The following is a 17,101-nucleotide window of genomic DNA, read 5'->3' on the forward strand; positions in this document are numbered from 1 at the left end:
ACGGTAGAAATATAACAGAACATAGCTACAACAAAACCTCGCGCATACGTATTCAGATGATATCCAGTAATATCCTGAGAATTTCTATTGTTCCTGAAAGGGGCGAGTTTCAAAATTCAGGGCTTAACCGCTACGGATTTATTACCAGGCCCGACTCAGAGGGTTTCAAACCGCAGATTTCCGCTGCCGCCCAGGGATATTCTGCAAAAACAGCCGATATGCAGGTGAAGGTTAACTATGTAACAGGGAATATTCACGTTACAAACACTGATGGTACTAAAGTACTGTTGGATCAGTCGGGTGCTTCCTTTGAAAAAGGGATTACGGAGGCTGTTTTTAAGGCAGATAAAGAGGAAGACTGGATTGGATTCGGAGATCAGTCCAGAACGCATCTCTATCATAGAGGATACATGGCCGATTGCGATGTCCGTTACAAGACGTCAACCTATATTCCTGTTCCCTATTTTATGTCAACGAAGGGCGTGGGGATATTAGTAAATACTACGTATCGGACTATTTTCGATATGTGTAAAACAAAACCTAATTCCTACAACTGGAAGAATCAGAGTGGTACTGTTGATTATTACGTTATCGTAGGAAAAGACTTTAAACAACTCATCAATTCATATACATCCTTAACTGGCAGACCCAAACTTCCGCCGCAGTGGGCGTTTGGCTTATGGTTTATCTGTCGTGACCAGGCAGATGATATGGAGGCTGTTAATGCCGCCTATAGTTTCAGACAGGAAAAAATTCCTTGTGACGTCATCGGGCTGGAGCCAGGATGGATGGAACGCAGATATGATTATTCCACGAAGAAAAAATGGAGCTCCAAGCGTTTTCCTCATCCTTTCTGGTTTAACGATGCCAGACCCCCTTCCTTTGTGCCCGCATTGAAAAAAATGGGCTTTAAACTTGAATTATGGCTTTGCAGCAATTATGATCTGAGTTATGAGGCGGAAAGGCAAGCCGGAAGAAGGGCCGGAATAAAAGTTAATTCTGACTCCCTGAAAGATGCTGCTAAGGCAAATGCAACTCCTCCCATATTTCAGGATGACCATTTAAGTGGCATTGTGTATGCTGATACAGTAACCCTGATCGATACGCCCTGGTTTCACCATCTGGAAAAATTTGTAGATCAGGGAGTCGATTTCTTTAAGCAGGATGCAGCTGTACAAATGGAATTTCATCCGGATCGCTTATGGGGCAATGGAATGAAAGATAAGGAGATGCATAATCTCTATCCGATTCTTTATTCCCAGCAGATGTATGACGGCTTCAAGGCAAAAACAAACCGTCGTCCGGCAGCACTCACACCCGCAGGCTGGACTGGCTTTCAGGCTTTTTCGGCCACCTGGACCGGGGATACCGGAGGAGAGCTGGCTACGCTGGGGGGTATTTTAAATACTTCGATAGTGGGAGGAAGCTGGTCTACTGTAGACATGGAAGTGAGTACTAAGGAAGGCATCCATTATGGCTATTTATTGCCTTTTAGCGAAATCTGCAGTTGGGCCTATTTCAAAATGCCCTGGGTGCAGGGCAGTGAACTGACATCCATACACAGGGATTATGCTGAGCTGCGGTCCAGATTATTCCCCTATTTGTATTCATCCGCGAGGATGTCAACTAAAACAGGGCTGCCGCTATTGGAGCCTCTTACAATTGCCTACCCGGAGGATAAAAACTGCCGTGAGAACCTTCATCAGTATCTGCTGGGGCCTGGTCTTATGGTGGGTATCTATAAAAAGGATATGTATTTCCCCGCGGGAAGATGGAAAGATTACTGGACCGGCCAGATCATTGAAGGATCTCAGCAGAAAGATATTTCCTGGCCTGAGGATAAGGGAGGCGCTCTCTATGTCAATTCAGGGTCTATCATACCGATGGGACAGATGATGCAGTATAGAGGAGAAAAGCCGTTGGATGAAATCACTTTGTATGTATTTCCGGATCAGAAAGAAACATCTTTTGATTTATACGAAGATGACGGTATCACTTTCGACTATGAGAAAGGCAACTATTCCACAACCCATATTACCACAAAAAAGGCAGAAATTGCCAGTATAATTGAAATCGGGAAGACCATTGGGACCTTTGAAAATATGGTAAAACAAAGAACATGGAATATTATTGTCAATTTGGAGGCCAGGCCTCTTGCTGTATCAATGGATGGCGCCATCATAAAAGAAGACCAGTACACGTATGATGATACCAGAAAGGAATTGACTATCCGTAAGCTAACAAAACCCGGAATGATCAGTGTCCGGGAGAAATAACGGTGAGAAAATCCGAACCGGAATGATCAGCCGTATTCAAAGGCGGTTTTTTGGCCGCCTTTGATTAAGTTAATTCTATAAAGAACAGATGCTGAAGAATAATCTTATGATTTCGCCAGCGTTTAAGGGTTCTACTGTATTAACCGCCTAAAAATCCGGCATTGTCTTTCAATCCCGTTCCGGAAAGTTTTCTTTTGAAAGCTTCCTGAACCAGGTAGAAGACCTTTTTAGCGGCAGCTTCAAATGGCAGGCCCCGCGGCCTGATATTGGAAACGCAGTTTCGTGATTCATCGGTAAGGCCCGGTCGTGGCTGATAGGTTAAATACGCACCAATGCTGTCCGCAGCAGTCAGGCCGGGGCGTTCCCCGATCAGGATAAGGGCCAGTGTTGCTCCCAGTCCGTTTGCAATATGGTCAGATAAAGCTACACGTGCCTGTTGTGTCAGGCATAAGGGCGCCAGTTTATAGCCAGCCTCCCTTAGCAATGGAAGCAATACTTTCAGCAATGGGATAACATTTGAATTGATGGCATGGGCCGACAGGCCATCGGCCAGGATGATAGATATATCAAAGGCAGAGGCATGGTCCTTTAAAGTTTTAAGGGAGCTTTCATCGGGTGTTCTTCCTAAGTCGGGCCGCTGAAGGTACTGGTTGCGGTTTTCCGCCTTGCTGCGGATCTCTATCAGTGGAAGATGGAAATCTGCGAGTCCGGTTAGCAGGGCCTCGCGGTTCAATTCGGAATATACAGCGTCCCGGGCATGCGCGTGTGCAAGTTTGAACGCCAGGGATTCACTTAAAGGAATACTGTCGCCAACCCGCCCTAATGCTATACGGGCAGCTGTGAATTCTTTTAATGATTCCCATGAATCGGAGATCTTTACCGGCGTATTTTTCATAATAGCAGGGTTTAGGTTAGAACAGGTGAGCGATGAGTTTACCCGTCAGCTGATTATGCGTGATCTTTCCCTTCTCATCTGTTATTCCCTGCCTGATCAGCCAGTCTTCAAATTCAGGAGCTGGTCTTAACCCAAGGACTTTCCTGATATAGAGGGCATCATGGAAGGAGGTGGACTGATAATTGAGCATAATATCGTCTGAACCGGGAATGCCCATTATAAAATTACATCCGGCTACACCCAATAATGTCAGCAGGTTATCCATATCATCCTGGTCGGCCTCAGCGTGGTTTGTATAACATACATCAACACCCATGGGCAAACCCATCAGTTTACCGCAGAAATGATCTTCCAATGCCGCCCGGATGATCTGTTTTCCGTCATACAGATATTCAGGGCCGATAAAGCCAACCACTGTATTTACCAGCAGGGGCTGATATCTTCTTGCTACGGCATAGGCCCTGGCCTCACAGGTCTGCTGGTCTACACCCTGGTGTGCATTGGCCGATAAAGCACTGCCCTGACCTGTTTCAAAATACATTACATTCTGGCCGATCGTTCCACGGTTTAAGGACAGCGTAGCATCATAAGCTTCGTCAAGCAGCGACAGGTTAACACCAAAACTGGTATTGGCCTGCTGCGTGCCGGCAATGGACTGAAAGCAGAGGTCAACAGCGGCACCGGCGTTAATCAGTTCTATTGTTGTGGTAATATGACTCAATACGCATGATTGTGCGGGAATATCAAACTGCTGGCGTATCGTGTCTATCAGGTTGAGCAGGTTCGCCACTACGGCGGGACTGTCTGTTGCGGGGTTAATCCCAATTACGGCATCACCGCTGCCGTACAATAACCCGTCGATAATGCTCGCAGCGATCCCTTTCGGATCGTCAGTCGGATGGTTAGGCTGCAAGCGGGTCGAGAATCGGCCTTTTAAACCAATCGTATTACGAAAGCGGGTAATTACCTCACATTTCTTTGCAACGGTGATGAGGTCCTGGTTTCTCATCAGCTTAGATACTGCCGCAGCCATTTCAGGCGTGAGTGCCATTTTAAGTCCCTGTAACACCTCGGTGCCCGCCTGTTCAGTTAACAGCCAGTCCCGGAGTTCGCCTACGGTAAAACGCCCGATCAGGCTGAATGCTTCCCTGTCATGGCTGTCCAGTATCAGTCGTGTAATTTCATCGTCTTCATAAGGAACTACAGTTTCGCTGAGGAAGTTCTTTAAGGGAACATCTGCCAATGTGATCTGTGCGGCAACACGTTCTTCATAACCCGCGGCACTGATTCCGGCCAGTACGTCCCCGCTTCGTAATAGAGATGCTTTGGCCAAGAGATCTTTCAGATCCCTGAACCGGTATACGTGCTGGTGTATAGTGTGCTGATAAGCCATAATTATTGTCCTGATACCGGTATCACGGCCTTTTCAAGCATGATATCGTCATTAATTTTTTGTTTATGTTTTCCGCTAAGCATAAACACTGTCAATGCAATGGCCAGTCCTGCGAAAAAAACACAGGTGAGCATAATGTTATAGTAAATAATCGCAAAGAGGCAGACCGTGCATAACAACAAGGCGATGGCCGGAAATCCCGGATAAAAGGGAGATCTAAACGGGCGCCTGAGTTCAGGCTCTTTACTCCTGAGGATGAACAGGCTGACCATGCTCATCATATACATCACTATCGCTCCTAAAACGGACAATATGATCACCTGGCTTGTAGTGCCCGTGAATAGTGCGGCAAAACTCACAAATCCGCCGGCTATAACAGACCAGTGTGGTGTTTTAAACCTGTGGTTGATCTTTGCCAGTCCCTGTGGCAGGTAACCGCTCCTTGCCATAGCAAAGATCTGTCTTGATGAAGCCAGGATGGTTCCGTTGAAGGAGGCGATCAGGCCAAACAGCCCGATGCTTGCAAAGATCTTTGTTAAACTGTTGTTTTTCCCCAGCACTATAGAGATGGCTTCCGGAAGAGGGTAGTCAATTGCGCTGAGCGTCCGCCAGTCGGTAATCCCTCCCGTAAGGACCATTACGCCCAGGGCCAGGAACATCAGTGTGGCCAAACCTGAGATATATCCTTTCGGAATATTTTTCTCCGGGTCTTTCACTTCTTCTGCCACCATGGCCACACCTTCTATGGCCAGGTAGAACCACACCGCATAAGGTAAAGCGGCAAATATCCCTTTCCAGCCAAAAGGCATAGGGTTGCTGAGGTAGTTTGCTGTTTTAAAATGAGGGGCGATGATGCCCATGAATAAGAGAAGTTCGCCTACGGCAAGGATAGTAATGAAAATAGAAAATGCTGCGGATTCCTTTATGCCTGAGATATTGATGATGATGAATACCACATTGAAAAACAAGGCCGATTGTAATGCCGGGACTGAGGGATAAAGAAAATGGAGGTAGCTGCCCAGTGCAAATGCAATGGCCGGCGTGGCAAGCAGAAAGTCAATCAGTGTGGCGTAACCAGCAATCAGTCCGCCGAAGGGCCCCATGGCACGGTAGCTGTAGGCAAATGCACCACCTGCATGGGGGATAGCGGTAGTAAGTTCGGTATAACTGAAGATAAAAGTAACATACATTACTGTTACGATCAGTGTTGCAATCAGAAAACCGATGGTTCCTGACACTCCCCAACCGTAATTCCAGCCGAAATATTCTCCTGATATCACCAGGCCAACCGCAATTGCCCATAAATGAATGGGTTTTAATGTTCTTTTTAATGTTTCTGCTGTTGGTATGGTCATTAAATCCGGGTTTTAAGGTAAATCAAAAAAGAAACACTGGAATATAATGAAATTATTTACATGTTTTGCTGACTGTAGCGAATAAAACCGCTTGTTTATAACAAAAGAGGATGTTTTAAAAACATCCTCTTTTTGTATCATACAATAAATTGAATTTATTTTAGAAATTGCCTTTATTTACATCCCACCATAACCGCGTACCACCGTTGTCGGAGCCACCCAGAAGTGATACTCCGCTTTTCACGCCTTCTGCGTTTACGGAATATTCATTAATTGGGTAAGGTAAGCGGCGCACCTGAATCTGTGTATCAATAGTTCCGTTACTGTTGTTATTTACAACAGGGAATAATTTCGGATATCCAGTTCTGCGGAATTCGGTCCATGCTTCCTGTCCTTCAGGAAACATTGCCAGCCATTTTTGGGTAATGATGCGTTCTAATTTAACTTCGTTAGTCGCACCAGCATCCCATTTTATAGTAACATTTGATAATGCGGGTGAGTTATTCACTGCTGCCTGAGGATCTACATAAGCTGTCGGTTTACTTGTTGCATCAGCGATATATGTTGCTGCAGATGAGCTTACACCATATTGCGACATGGATCTTGCAATCCCGGTCTCGTAATTTGTCTGTGCATCGCCTGCGCCGGTCCACCCCCTGAGAGCTGCCTCAGCTTTTAAAAACCATGCTTCTGCTGCGGTCATAATTACCTGAGGTGCTGTAGCAGTAAAAGTGCTTTCATAATTATACACTGAATAACCAGAATAAGCAGGTTTAGCTTTAACGTCTGATCCAATACGGATACCGATATACTGCCCTGCATACTGTGCGGCAAGAGGGCCGGGTTTAGTTGCATCTGTATTTACAGGGAGGAAGTATTTAGAAATCCTGGGATCTTTGTAGCCTACCATATATGACTGTATGGATGCGCTCATTGAATTGTCGGTATAGCTTGCCGTAATTACGTAGTAATCGTTTTGTCCGCTTCCCGCAATAGCAGCAACATCACCTTCTGCCGAAAGTAACCCGCCAGTGGCGCTCATTGCTTTCTCAGCCTGTGCTTTTGCTGTTGTAGGATCAACTTTTACAATATGCATGGCAAGGCGCAGCCTCAGTGAATTAGCCAGTTTTAGCCATTGGCCATAATCACCTCCAAACACTACATCTGAATTTACAAAAGGTTTTTTGCCCGGATTAGCAGCGATATAAGTTGCTAAACTTGAAGTGGCAGTATCCAATTGTAAAAACATTTGCTCATAAATGCTCTGCTGACTGTCATAAGGGATCGTTGTTAGGGATGAACCGACCTTACTGTAAGGTGCAGGTCCAAATTTATCCGTCACTCTGTCTATCGCTTCAACTTCTATGATCAAAGCAATGGCCCAAAAATCAGGCAGCGAGGCCTTAACTCCAATAGCACCCAGTTTATTTTTGATGGGGCCAATAATTTTTGTGTAAATGTCGTTAAATGCTGACTGGTTCCAGCCGTCCACAAATACGTAATTCATATTGTACAATGATCTTCCAAAAGTTTGAGGAGGCGTTGAATAACCTGCATAGGCATCAGCGTTCAGGTTCTGCGCAATCTGGTAACTGGTGAATATTTGCTGTTCAATAGGAATAAACACCGTTGGGACTTTTACGTCCTGATCCCGGATCTTGGTTTGATCCACATTATATTCTTCGAAATCTTTTGTACAACTATTTAATCCCAATGTTGCCAGCAGGCAAAGTACCATGAAATATGGTTTCCAGTTGTGATATTTATCTGGGTTATGATTTGTTTTCATTGTTTTTAATTAATGTGATACAATTAAAAAGTAACATTTAAGTTAGCGCCGTACATGCGGGTTGCAGGCTGATTAAATACATCCACACCACCAAGTCCGTTAGATGTTGATGAGGTAACTTCCGGATCGTAAGGGGCTTTCTTGTAGAAATAAATAAGGTTCCTTCCGGTTATTGAAAGTCTGATTGCTTTGAGCGGGCCTTTGGTAGTTATTGTATATCCCAAAGAGGCTTCTCTTAACCTTACAACTGTAGCGCTGTAAACGTATTGTCCCAATGCTGCGTTACGTCCTCCAATTGAAGTATACCATTTTTGTGCGTCAATAGTGTTAACGGCTGTGCCATTAGGACTAACGCCATTTATTTGTACCCCACCTGCATCACGTGCAGCTCCGGTAACGTCTGAAACTCCATACGAGTCAAGGATAGACTGCAGTACTGATACTACCTGTCCTCCGAACTTACCGTCAACCAGCACATTTAACGATAGCTTCTTATAGGTAAAACTGTTGCTCCATCCCAACTGGAATTTTGGTGCCGGGTTTGCTATTTTCACAAAGTCAGAACTCAGTAATGGCAATCCCTGATCAGTAATTAATACTCTTCCCTGTGCGTCTTTTTGTAAAGTTTGTCCATAGATATCACCAAATGAACCACCTGTAGCTACATAAGAACGGTAACTGTTTGTGTTAGAGAGTTCCACTTTGTTAATTCCCTGGCCAGATGCCACATCGATGATTGTGTTTGTGTTTTTAGCACCATTGATGGAAGTATTCCAGCTGAAACTGGAGGTTTCAATCGGAGTGTAACCTAAAGTGAACTCGAAACCTGTATTTCTGATTTTACCGGCATTTAAGTAACCCTCGCTGTATCCTGTAGCCGGTCCGGGAGTAACCTTAATGCTTTGATTTTCTGTATTTGTTCTGTAATACGTGAAACTGAAGTTCAATTTATCCTTTAAAAATCTCAGATCGGTTCCTAACTCCACTGATTTGGTTTTTTCAGGTTTCAGTCCCGGGTAAGGTGCAACACTGCTCAGTGTTACTCCGCTCGCCGTTCCTGTATTAGTTGGAAGCGGAGAATATTGAATTACTGTATTACCTACTTCTGCATAAGATCCGCGAACTTTTGCATAACTGATCACTTCCGGAAGTTTAGTCATTTGACTTACGATAAAAGACAAACCTGCAGACGGGTAGAAATAATGGTTGGTTTCAGTAAAGGCAAGATTAGAAGACCAGTCATTCCTTGCTGTTACCGTTAAATATGCCCAGTCTTTATAGGAAAGGTTGGCATTGGCAAATACTGCCTGGATCTGATTGTGAAAATTAGCCAGTGTATTTACATTGCTTCCTGTGTTTGTGCCTTGTGCTGGTCCGGATACCTGGATATTCTGAATAGTGAACAAATTAGGAATTGAAAGACCATAGCCACCTAATCCGTTGCCCCAGTTGATACCAGAAGTAAACTGATCATTGATACTTGTGCCGATCAAACCGTCAAGTTTGAAATCTGTAGTGCCGGGAAGGTTAAGATTCACGATAACATCTCCATATTTTTGGTTCAGTACCTGATCTGATCCGCTATAACTTCCGTTGTTATTTCCCGCTGCCAAAGGTGCAAGGGTACCGGCATAATAACGCTGATCGTATACATCTGAAGTACGGTCGATGCTTCCGCGTGCCTGAATATTTAACCAGTTGGTGAATTCATATTTAGCGCTTGCATTTAACAATATGCGGTTACGTTTTGAGGAATTGATGTTTCTGTTGACGATCCACCATGGATTTTGCTGCAAATCTTCCTGGAAAGGCCAGCTTTGCGTTGGGACGCCGTTTGTTCCTATAACACCTTCATAGTTTGTTTTATACTGGTCAATACTTTGACCCCTTGGGAAAAGATATAGTCCCGTTAGTGGATTGGTGTAGAAACCTATCGTTGGGCTGTTATTGATCTTTTGGGTAATATAGTTCATATTTCCGTCCACACTCAGTTTGTTGTTCAGGAACTTAGCTGTTTCGTGGAAATTGATGTTATCCCTGTTCAGTTTATTGCCTGGCTCAACACCTCTGGCATTGGTATTAGAATAAGAGAAGTAGCTTTGGGCAATTTCATTACCACCTGTCAGGCTGATTGCGTTAGTCAGATTATTACCGGTCTGATAAAATTTAGACAGATTATCGTCGGCACCGCTAATTTTAGGACCCCAGCTTGTAGTTGATCCTGCTTCTGTAGCGCCATAATTATTCTGAAATTCAGGCTCGTATGCATTTTTATTGATGCTGTAACCGCCTGAATAATTGATTATAGTTTTTCCTGCTTTCCCTTTTTTGGTGGTAATTACAATTACACCGTTTGCCGCCTGGCTACCATATAATGCAGCAGCCGAAGCGCCTTTCAGGACAGTAAGACTTTCAATGTCTTCAGGGTTCATGTTTGAAATACCGTCACCGCCGTCAGGAGTTCCGCCATATGTTGAATTAGGCTGTCCGTTGGCATTGGAGCTATTACTGATCGGTACACCGTCAATTACATAAAGAGGCTGGTTATTTCCGGCAGCAGATCTATTACCACGTAACAGCACTTTTGCTGAGCCGCCTACGCCTGAAGCACTTGGTGAGATCGTTACACCAGCTACTTTACCGTTAACGGAATTCATTAAGTTGTCACTTTTTACATCGGTCAGTGAGCTTCCTGAAACTGACTGCGTAGAGTAGGTCAGTGATTTTTCTGATCTTTTTACACCGAGCGCCGTTACAACAACCTCGTTTAGTCCTTTGGAAGAAGATGTCATCTCTACAGTGATAGTGCGTTCTGTACCTACAGTAACTTCTTTATTGTCAAAACTGATATAGGAGAACACCAGAATATCCCCCGGCTTTGCCGAGATAGTGAATTTTCCGTCTGCACTTGTCTGGGTAGCAGTTTTGGTACCTTTAATATATACAGTTACGCCGGCTAGTGGTTCTCCGGTGCTTTCTTTTACAGTACCTGTAATGATATCGGCTAATTTGTTATCGTTTAAAAAAGTAGTGGTTGTTTTATAAGCAATTGATTTTAAGGGTATTCTATGCGGATTTACTGTAGCGGAAGCATCCAGATTAAGAAATAATAAGGAGGCGAATGCTAAATTGGCTGCTAAAGAGAGCTTTGGCAAGCCCTTTTTAACCAATGCACCCTGCGGGTTATTATTAGTTTTCATACTTTTTACATGGTTTAGTTTGATGAATGTGCTCTGCTGATTTGCAGATTAGGTTGCTAAGACTAGATCTTAGTTTAGATATCTTCTATAAATATCTCGATAGGAAAGTAGTGTTATTTCATTTTTTTAGGGATTTTAAGTTACAAATTTGACAATTAGGGATGTTTCATGCGGTTTAAACCAGTATTTGGTTTAAAATATTTTAATAAAAAAAGATATGACCTGGAATAATGTCTTACTGAACATTATTTATTCATGATTTTCAATAAAACCATAAATTGGGAGAAGAGCGTTTAGTTTAGTTTGTTAGTAAATCGTTTTATATCTAAAACAATAATCTAAAATAACTTTTTTTTAGTAAATTGTGTAATCTTTTTAAGAAAATTAGAAAGATTAGTTATTTTTCTCTAAATATTCTAACCAAGAAATAAATTATACTCATTATGTCTCTCAATAAAATAAAAGTCTTAATTGCTAATAGCGAAACGATCAAATGTTTATATTATAACAAGCTGTTAACCAGTGCCGACGTGAGTAATCAGATCGTGAAGAGTATTCCGTATGCAATTAAAGTCTTAAACGACCTTAAAAAGAACGGATATGTTGAAGAAATGGGACTCGCCAGCTCAAGCGGAGGCCGGAAACCATTGAATTATTCGCTGATTTCTGATTCATTTTATTTGGTATCTGTTGCCATGGACCAATTTTCTGCGCGGATGGTGGTAGTAGATATGAATAATAATTTTGTAACAGATATAATAAGGTATGAATTTGATATTTTTAACCTGAAGCCGGATCAGCTGGTTGGCTACATCAATCAGTTCATCGAAGGCAGCAAAATATCAAAATCGGCGATCTTAGGGATAGGCCTGACTATGCCTGGTTTCATCGATACGGAAATGGGTATTAACTATACCTATATGAATACAGCCGGCCAGCCCCTGGCTGCTTATCTGCAGCAGCAGATTTCTATACCTGTATTTCTTGATAATGATTCCACTGCAATTGCACTCGCAGAACAGAAATTCGGGGTAGCTGCACCTATGAAAAATGTGATGGTACTTAATTTAGGCTGGGGGATAGGATTGGGCATGATCCTCAACAACAAGATCTTTAGGGGCAACAACGGCCTGGCAGGAGAATTCAGTCATATCCCGCTGTTCAAAAATGGCAAGCTTTGCAATTGCGGAAAACGTGGCTGCCTGGAAACAGAAGCTTCATTAATTGCCGTTACTGCCATTGCCAAGGAAGGGATCAGTAACGGGCAAACAACCAGTCTATCCGGTTATGCCGACGTTGATGCCGATGCAATTATCAATGAAGCAATAAAAGGAGATGTATTCTCTGTTAAACTGATCTCCGAGGCCGCCTACCATGTCGGGGAAGGATTAGCCATACTCATTCACCTGATGAACCCAGGGGCTATAGTTCTGAGCGGGAAAGGAAGTGTTGTAGGTAAGTTATGGCTCTCCCCAATCCAGCAGGCCATCAATGAACACTGTATCCCTTTACTGATCAATTTCACCGAGATTAAGGTCTCCAATCTGAATACCAAAGCCCAGCTGATCGGAGGTGCCGCCCTGATCGTGGAAAACTTTGGAAAGGCGCTGGGCGATAAATTAAATGCGATAGAAATGGGCTCGCTGGAGAAAGCCGGTTAACCGGGTGACGGCTGCATCCCCATTGCCCGCTGGCGGTAAGCCGTTGGCGTAATTCCGGTTTTCTCCTTAAATAATTTGGAAAAGTAAAAGCTGGATTCAAACTTCAGGGTATAGGCGATCTCCTTGACCGAAAGGTTGGGGTCTGACAGCATTGTTCTGGCCTTTTCTATTTTAAGCTGGATACAGTATTGTCCGGGAGATAGGCCTGTGTAACTTTTAAATATTTTTCTGAACCAGGAATAACCTACCTGCAGCTCTTCAGCGGCCTGCTCAGGAGAAAATGCCTTATCAATATTGGAACGGAAAAGGAGCCGGGCCTTGTTTACCAGGATCTCCCTGTCTTCATGCTCCACAGAGTTTTGTTTCAACGCGGCATGTAAGCTACCCAGCAGGTGCAGCGCTGCGCCGGAAACTAAAGGCTGGTAGCCTGAGGCCTCTGTTTTTGTCTTTTCGATGATCGTATCGAAAAGATTAAATATCTGTTCGTTAAAACCGATATATAAACATGGATTTTCAGGTTTGAAAAACCCGTTCTCCACAAGATTATCCATGATCTCCCCCTTAAGGCCTATCCAGTATTCATCCCATCCGGTTTCCTGGTTGGGTTTATAGCGGTGCCGTTCACCGGGAAAAAGCAGGATCACAGTGCCCGCCTGTACAGACTGGTATTTGCTGCTGTCAGATTCGAAGATGCCCGTTCCCTTAGTAATATACAGGACCTGATATTCATCCAGTACCCTGCCGTTATTCCAGTTGAAATAATAATCCGAAGGATGGGAAATGATGGGGTAATTTTCTGATGGCTCTGTTCTGATGCAGCCGGCATTCAAAATGTATAATCCCCATTTTTTATCTTCGTTACTCAGGGGCAGATACTTGTAATAGTTGGTCATCAGTTTTAATTTGGTTTGCGTGCAGAAATTTGAAATAAAATTACTAAGAATTTATGAATCCGGGCTTATTGTCAAAATATACAGTTAAAATATCAAATCATACAGGGAAGCGGTAGGCATTAGTGATAAATTAGCTACACCAAATGTGAACCGTATCGTTCCCCATGGAACGGGCTTTCCGAAAAATGGCAGATACTGTTTCAATAAGAATGTTAAAACAACGTTAAATATATAATAGCAGGTGAACTGAAAACCCTGTTTCTGTCGCAATACCATTAAAAGAGAGAACCGCTGGCCTGCGGAGCAGGACAGTTAAGAACAGTTAAGCCAATTGCATGCTTTATACTTGTTTTATTTTCTAACCAGATATTATTAAAGAAATTATGCAGATTATTTTTGGAGTTATATTCCATTTCATCGGAGGGTTCGCCTCCGGAAGTTTTTACATCCCTTATAAGAAGGTCAAAGGCTGGGCCTGGGAAAGCTACTGGATCGTTGGGGGGATCTTTTCCTGGCTGATCGTTCCGCCTCTGGCGGCTTACTTAACTATTCCGGCTTTCGGCGAAATCATTAAACATACAAGTGGCTCTATTCTGGGACTTACCTATTTCTTTGGACTGCTCTGGGGAATAGGAGGGCTCACCTACGGTTTGGGCGTAAGATATTTAGGCGTGTCCCTCGGCAGCTCCATCATTCTGGGGCTGAGCTCTGTTTTTGGCGCCCTGCTCCCCTCTATCTATTATGATTTAAATCCTAAAGAAGGTAAAGATAGTTTTACGCATATCATCAGCAGCCCCTGGGGGCAATGGGTGGTTGCCGGATTGCTGGTTTGTGTGCTGGGTATTATTTTCTGCGGCAGGGCAGGAATGATGAAGGAAAAAGACCTTGCCAAACAGCAGCAGACCAAAGAAAGCGCTGAGTTCAAAATAGGACTCGGACTTGCTGTTGCCATCGTTTCAGGGATCTTAAGTGCCTGTTTCGCCTTCGGTATTGATGCCGGAAAAGATATGGCCAATGAAGCCAATACCATCTGGAAATCCCTCCACCCCGGACAGGGCGAATTCCTTTACCAGAACAACGTAACCTATGTAATCATCCTCTGGGGCGGGCTAACCACCAACCTTTTCTGGTGTATGGTACTGAATATACGCAACAAGACCTTTGGCGATTATACAAATAAGCAGACGCCGCTGCTGTCCAATTATATTTTCTCTGCACTGGCAGGTACCACCTGGTTCCTGCAATTCTTCTTTTATGGTATGGGAGAAAGCAAGCTGGGAAATGGCGCCAGCTCATGGATCCTGCATATGGCCTTCATTATCCTGGTAGCCAACGTATGGGGACTGGTGTTAAAAGAATGGTCGGCCGTCAGCAAAAAGACCTTATACACCATCCTTACAGGTATTTTATTTATTATCATATCGATCATGATCGTAGGATACGGAAACTCAATTAAATAGTAACATTTATAAACATTAATGATATGTCTGACGAAAAAGACCGTTTTAAGCACGTAAGTTATTTATGGGACGAAACTGACGCAGCTAAGCTCGCAGGAGATGAGGTTGCCCTGTTACTTTACCGCTCCAACCTGCTGGGGGCAGATCTGCGCCTGACCAACTATGGCGGCGGAAATACTTCCTGCAAGGCTGATGCTATTGACCCGCTGACCGGCGGCACCGCAGAGGTGATGTGGATCAAAGGCTCCGGTGGTGATATCGGAACCCTGAAACGCAGTGGCCTGGCAGCCTTATATGTAGAACGCCTCAGAAGCCTGAAAAACATTTATAAAGGGATCGAAATGGAAGATGAAATGGTAGAACTTTTCAACCATTGCATATACGACCTGAATTCTAAAGCGCCCTCTATTGATACACCTTTGCACGGCTTCCTGCCGTTCAAACATATTGACCATTTACATCCTGATGCAGCAATCGCAATTGCTGCGGCAAAGGACGGAAAACAGATCACGCAGGACCTGTTTGATGGTAAAATAGGCTGGGTGGAATGGCAAAAACCTGGTTTCGACCTTGGCCTGCAACTCAAAGCCTGCCTGGATGAAAACCCTGGTATCATCGGTATTATGCTGGGTTCACATGGTTTGTTTACCTGGGGTGATACTGCTTATGAAAGTTATATCAACACTTTAGAGGTGATTGAGAAATGTGCCATTTACCTCGAAGAGAACTATGGTAAAAAAGGCCCCGTATTCGGTGGACAGAAAATCAGCAGTCCTGAAAAATCACAGCGCGAAGCTCAGGCAGCCTTACTGGCACCTATCCTGCGTGGCTTCTGTTCAAGTGAGAAACATATGGTGGGCCACTTTACAGATGACTCCCGCGTACTGGAGTTTATCAACTCTAACGACCTGGACAGGCTGGCCCCATTGGGAACAAGCTGCCCTGATCACTTCCTGCGGACTAAAATCAGTCCACTCGTACTTGATTTAAGCCCTGATGAAGATCTGTCAGACCCGGCAAAGATCAAAGAAAGGCTGGCTCCTGAATTTGTGGCCTACCGTCAGATGTATGCAGATTATTATGAGACCTGTAAACACCCGAACAGCCCTGCCATGCGCGACGCCAATCCCGTGATCATCCTGTATCCCGGAATCGGAATGTTCTCTTTTTCTAAAGACAAACAAACTACCCGCGTAGCAGCTGAATTCTATACCAATGCCATCAACGTAATGAAAGGCGCTGAAGCGATCTCTGAATATACTTCACTGCCGCGCCAGGAAGCCTTTAATATTGAGTACTGGTTACTGGAAGAAGCAAAACTGCAAAGGATGCCAAAACCAAAAGCACTCTCCGGTAAAATCGCACTCGTTACCGGTAGCGCAGGAGGCATAGGTAAGGCTATTGCCAAGAAATTCGTAGATGAAGGAGCAGTAGTGGTGATCAATGACAATGACGCTGGCAGGCTTGAAAAAGCTGATGCAGAGTTCAAATCACAGTACGGTAAGGATGCTTATACAACAGCCCTGCTGGATGTAACCAGTGGTGACGATATCACCAATGCGTTCCATATTGCGGCCCTTGCTTTTGGCGGAGTGGATATCGTAGTGAACTGCGCCGGATTATCGATCTCCAAACCAATTGAAGAACATACCGATAAAGACTGGGACCTATTGTACGATGTACTGGTAAAAGGCCAGTTCAAAGTTACCCAGGCCTCTGTGGGTGTGATGCGCAAACAGGCGATCGGTGGAGATATCCTGAATATTGTAAGTAAGAATGCCCTGGTTTCCGGACCAAACAATGCAGGTTACGGATCAGCCAAAGCAGCACAATTACACCTGAGCAGGTTAAATGCTGCTGAACTCGGTGCAGATAAAATCCGCGTCAACGTGGTAAACCCTGATGCCGTGATCTCAGACAGTAAGATCTGGGAGGGCGACTGGGCTGCAGGACGCGCCAAAGCTTATGGCGTAAAAGTTGAGGAGCTGCCTGCATTTTATGCAAAGCGTACCCTGCTGGATAAAATTATCCTGCCTGAAGATATCGCCAATGCCTGTCTGGTTTTCGTAGGTGGTCTCTTAAGTAAATCTACAGGTAATGTGCTGAATGTGGATGGTGGAGTAGCCATGGCATTCGTGAGGTAAATAATTGTTTTAATGGTAATGGGAGCGATCATGAG

At 44.2% G+C, this 17,101-nt stretch carries 10 protein-coding genes; 4 read left to right on the top strand and 6 right to left on the bottom strand.

Annotation, left to right across the window (positions count from 1 at the left end; translation table 11 throughout):
• Positions 1-56 precede the first annotated feature (56 nt).
• Complete coding sequence (locus BLW16_RS14100; RefSeq protein WP_175470580.1) at positions 57-2,276, top strand: glycoside hydrolase family 31 protein; 2,220 nt, start codon at positions 57-59, stop codon at positions 2,274-2,276.
• 139 nt (positions 2,277-2,415) lie between these two features.
• Here BLW16_RS14100 and eutC read toward each other — a convergent pair whose 3' ends face one another.
• The 5 genes from eutC to BLW16_RS14125 all read right to left on the bottom strand — a co-directional run bounded on the left by eutC (position 2,416) and on the right by BLW16_RS14125 (position 10,908).
• Positions 2,416-3,171, bottom strand: coding sequence for an ethanolamine ammonia-lyase subunit EutC (gene eutC, locus BLW16_RS14105; RefSeq protein ID WP_090557667.1), 756 nt, complete (start codon positions 3,169-3,171; stop codon positions 2,416-2,418).
• 16 nt (positions 3,172-3,187) lie between these two features.
• Positions 3,188-4,564 carry an ethanolamine ammonia-lyase subunit EutB gene (locus tag BLW16_RS14110; RefSeq protein ID WP_090557669.1) on the bottom strand — a complete coding sequence of 459 codons (1,377 nt, stop codon included), beginning with the start codon at positions 4,562-4,564 and terminating at the stop codon, positions 3,188-3,190.
• A gap of 2 nt (positions 4,565-4,566) precedes the next feature.
• Positions 4,567-5,919: an ethanolamine permease gene (gene eat, locus BLW16_RS14115; RefSeq protein ID WP_090557671.1), complete on the bottom strand. Its 1,353-nt coding sequence runs from the start codon at positions 5,917-5,919 to the stop codon at positions 4,567-4,569.
• A 160-nt stretch (positions 5,920-6,079) separates the two neighbouring features.
• Positions 6,080-7,708, bottom strand: a complete 1,629-nt coding sequence (locus BLW16_RS14120) for a SusD/RagB family nutrient-binding outer membrane lipoprotein (RefSeq protein WP_090557673.1) — start codon at positions 7,706-7,708, stop codon at positions 6,080-6,082.
• Positions 7,709-7,731: 23 nt separating this feature from the next.
• A complete protein-coding gene (locus BLW16_RS14125) occupies positions 7,732-10,908 on the bottom strand; it encodes a SusC/RagA family TonB-linked outer membrane protein (RefSeq protein WP_090557675.1) in 3,177 nt (1,058 codons plus the stop codon).
• 443 nt (positions 10,909-11,351) lie between these two features.
• Here BLW16_RS14125 and BLW16_RS14130 point away from each other — a divergent pair, with 443 nt between their 5' ends.
• Positions 11,352-12,569: an ROK family protein gene (locus tag BLW16_RS14130; RefSeq protein WP_090557677.1), complete on the top strand. Its 1,218-nt coding sequence runs from the start codon at positions 11,352-11,354 to the stop codon at positions 12,567-12,569.
• On the opposite strand, the gene BLW16_RS14135 is transcribed toward BLW16_RS14130, so the two are convergent.
• The gene (locus tag BLW16_RS14135) at positions 12,566-13,462 is read right to left on the bottom strand and encodes an AraC family transcriptional regulator (RefSeq protein ID WP_090557679.1); all 897 of its coding nucleotides are present in this window, start codon (positions 13,460-13,462) and stop codon (positions 12,566-12,568) included. The genes BLW16_RS14130 and BLW16_RS14135 overlap by 4 nt on opposite strands.
• A 383-nt stretch (positions 13,463-13,845) precedes the next feature.
• On the opposite strand from BLW16_RS14135, the gene rhaT reads away from it, so the two are divergent.
• On the top strand, positions 13,846-14,922 hold the full coding sequence (gene rhaT / locus BLW16_RS14140; RefSeq protein ID WP_090557681.1) for an L-rhamnose/proton symporter RhaT: 1,077 nt from the start codon (positions 13,846-13,848) through the stop codon (positions 14,920-14,922).
• A 23-nt stretch (positions 14,923-14,945) separates the two neighbouring features.
• Positions 14,946-17,066, top strand: coding sequence for a bifunctional aldolase/short-chain dehydrogenase (locus BLW16_RS14145; protein ID WP_090557683.1), 2,121 nt, complete (start codon positions 14,946-14,948; stop codon positions 17,064-17,066).
• Positions 17,067-17,101: the final 35 nt, after the last annotated feature.

Source organism: Pedobacter hartonius (genome assembly GCF_900107535.1).
Taxonomy (GTDB): Bacteria; Bacteroidota; Bacteroidia; order Sphingobacteriales; family Sphingobacteriaceae; genus Pedobacter; species Pedobacter hartonius.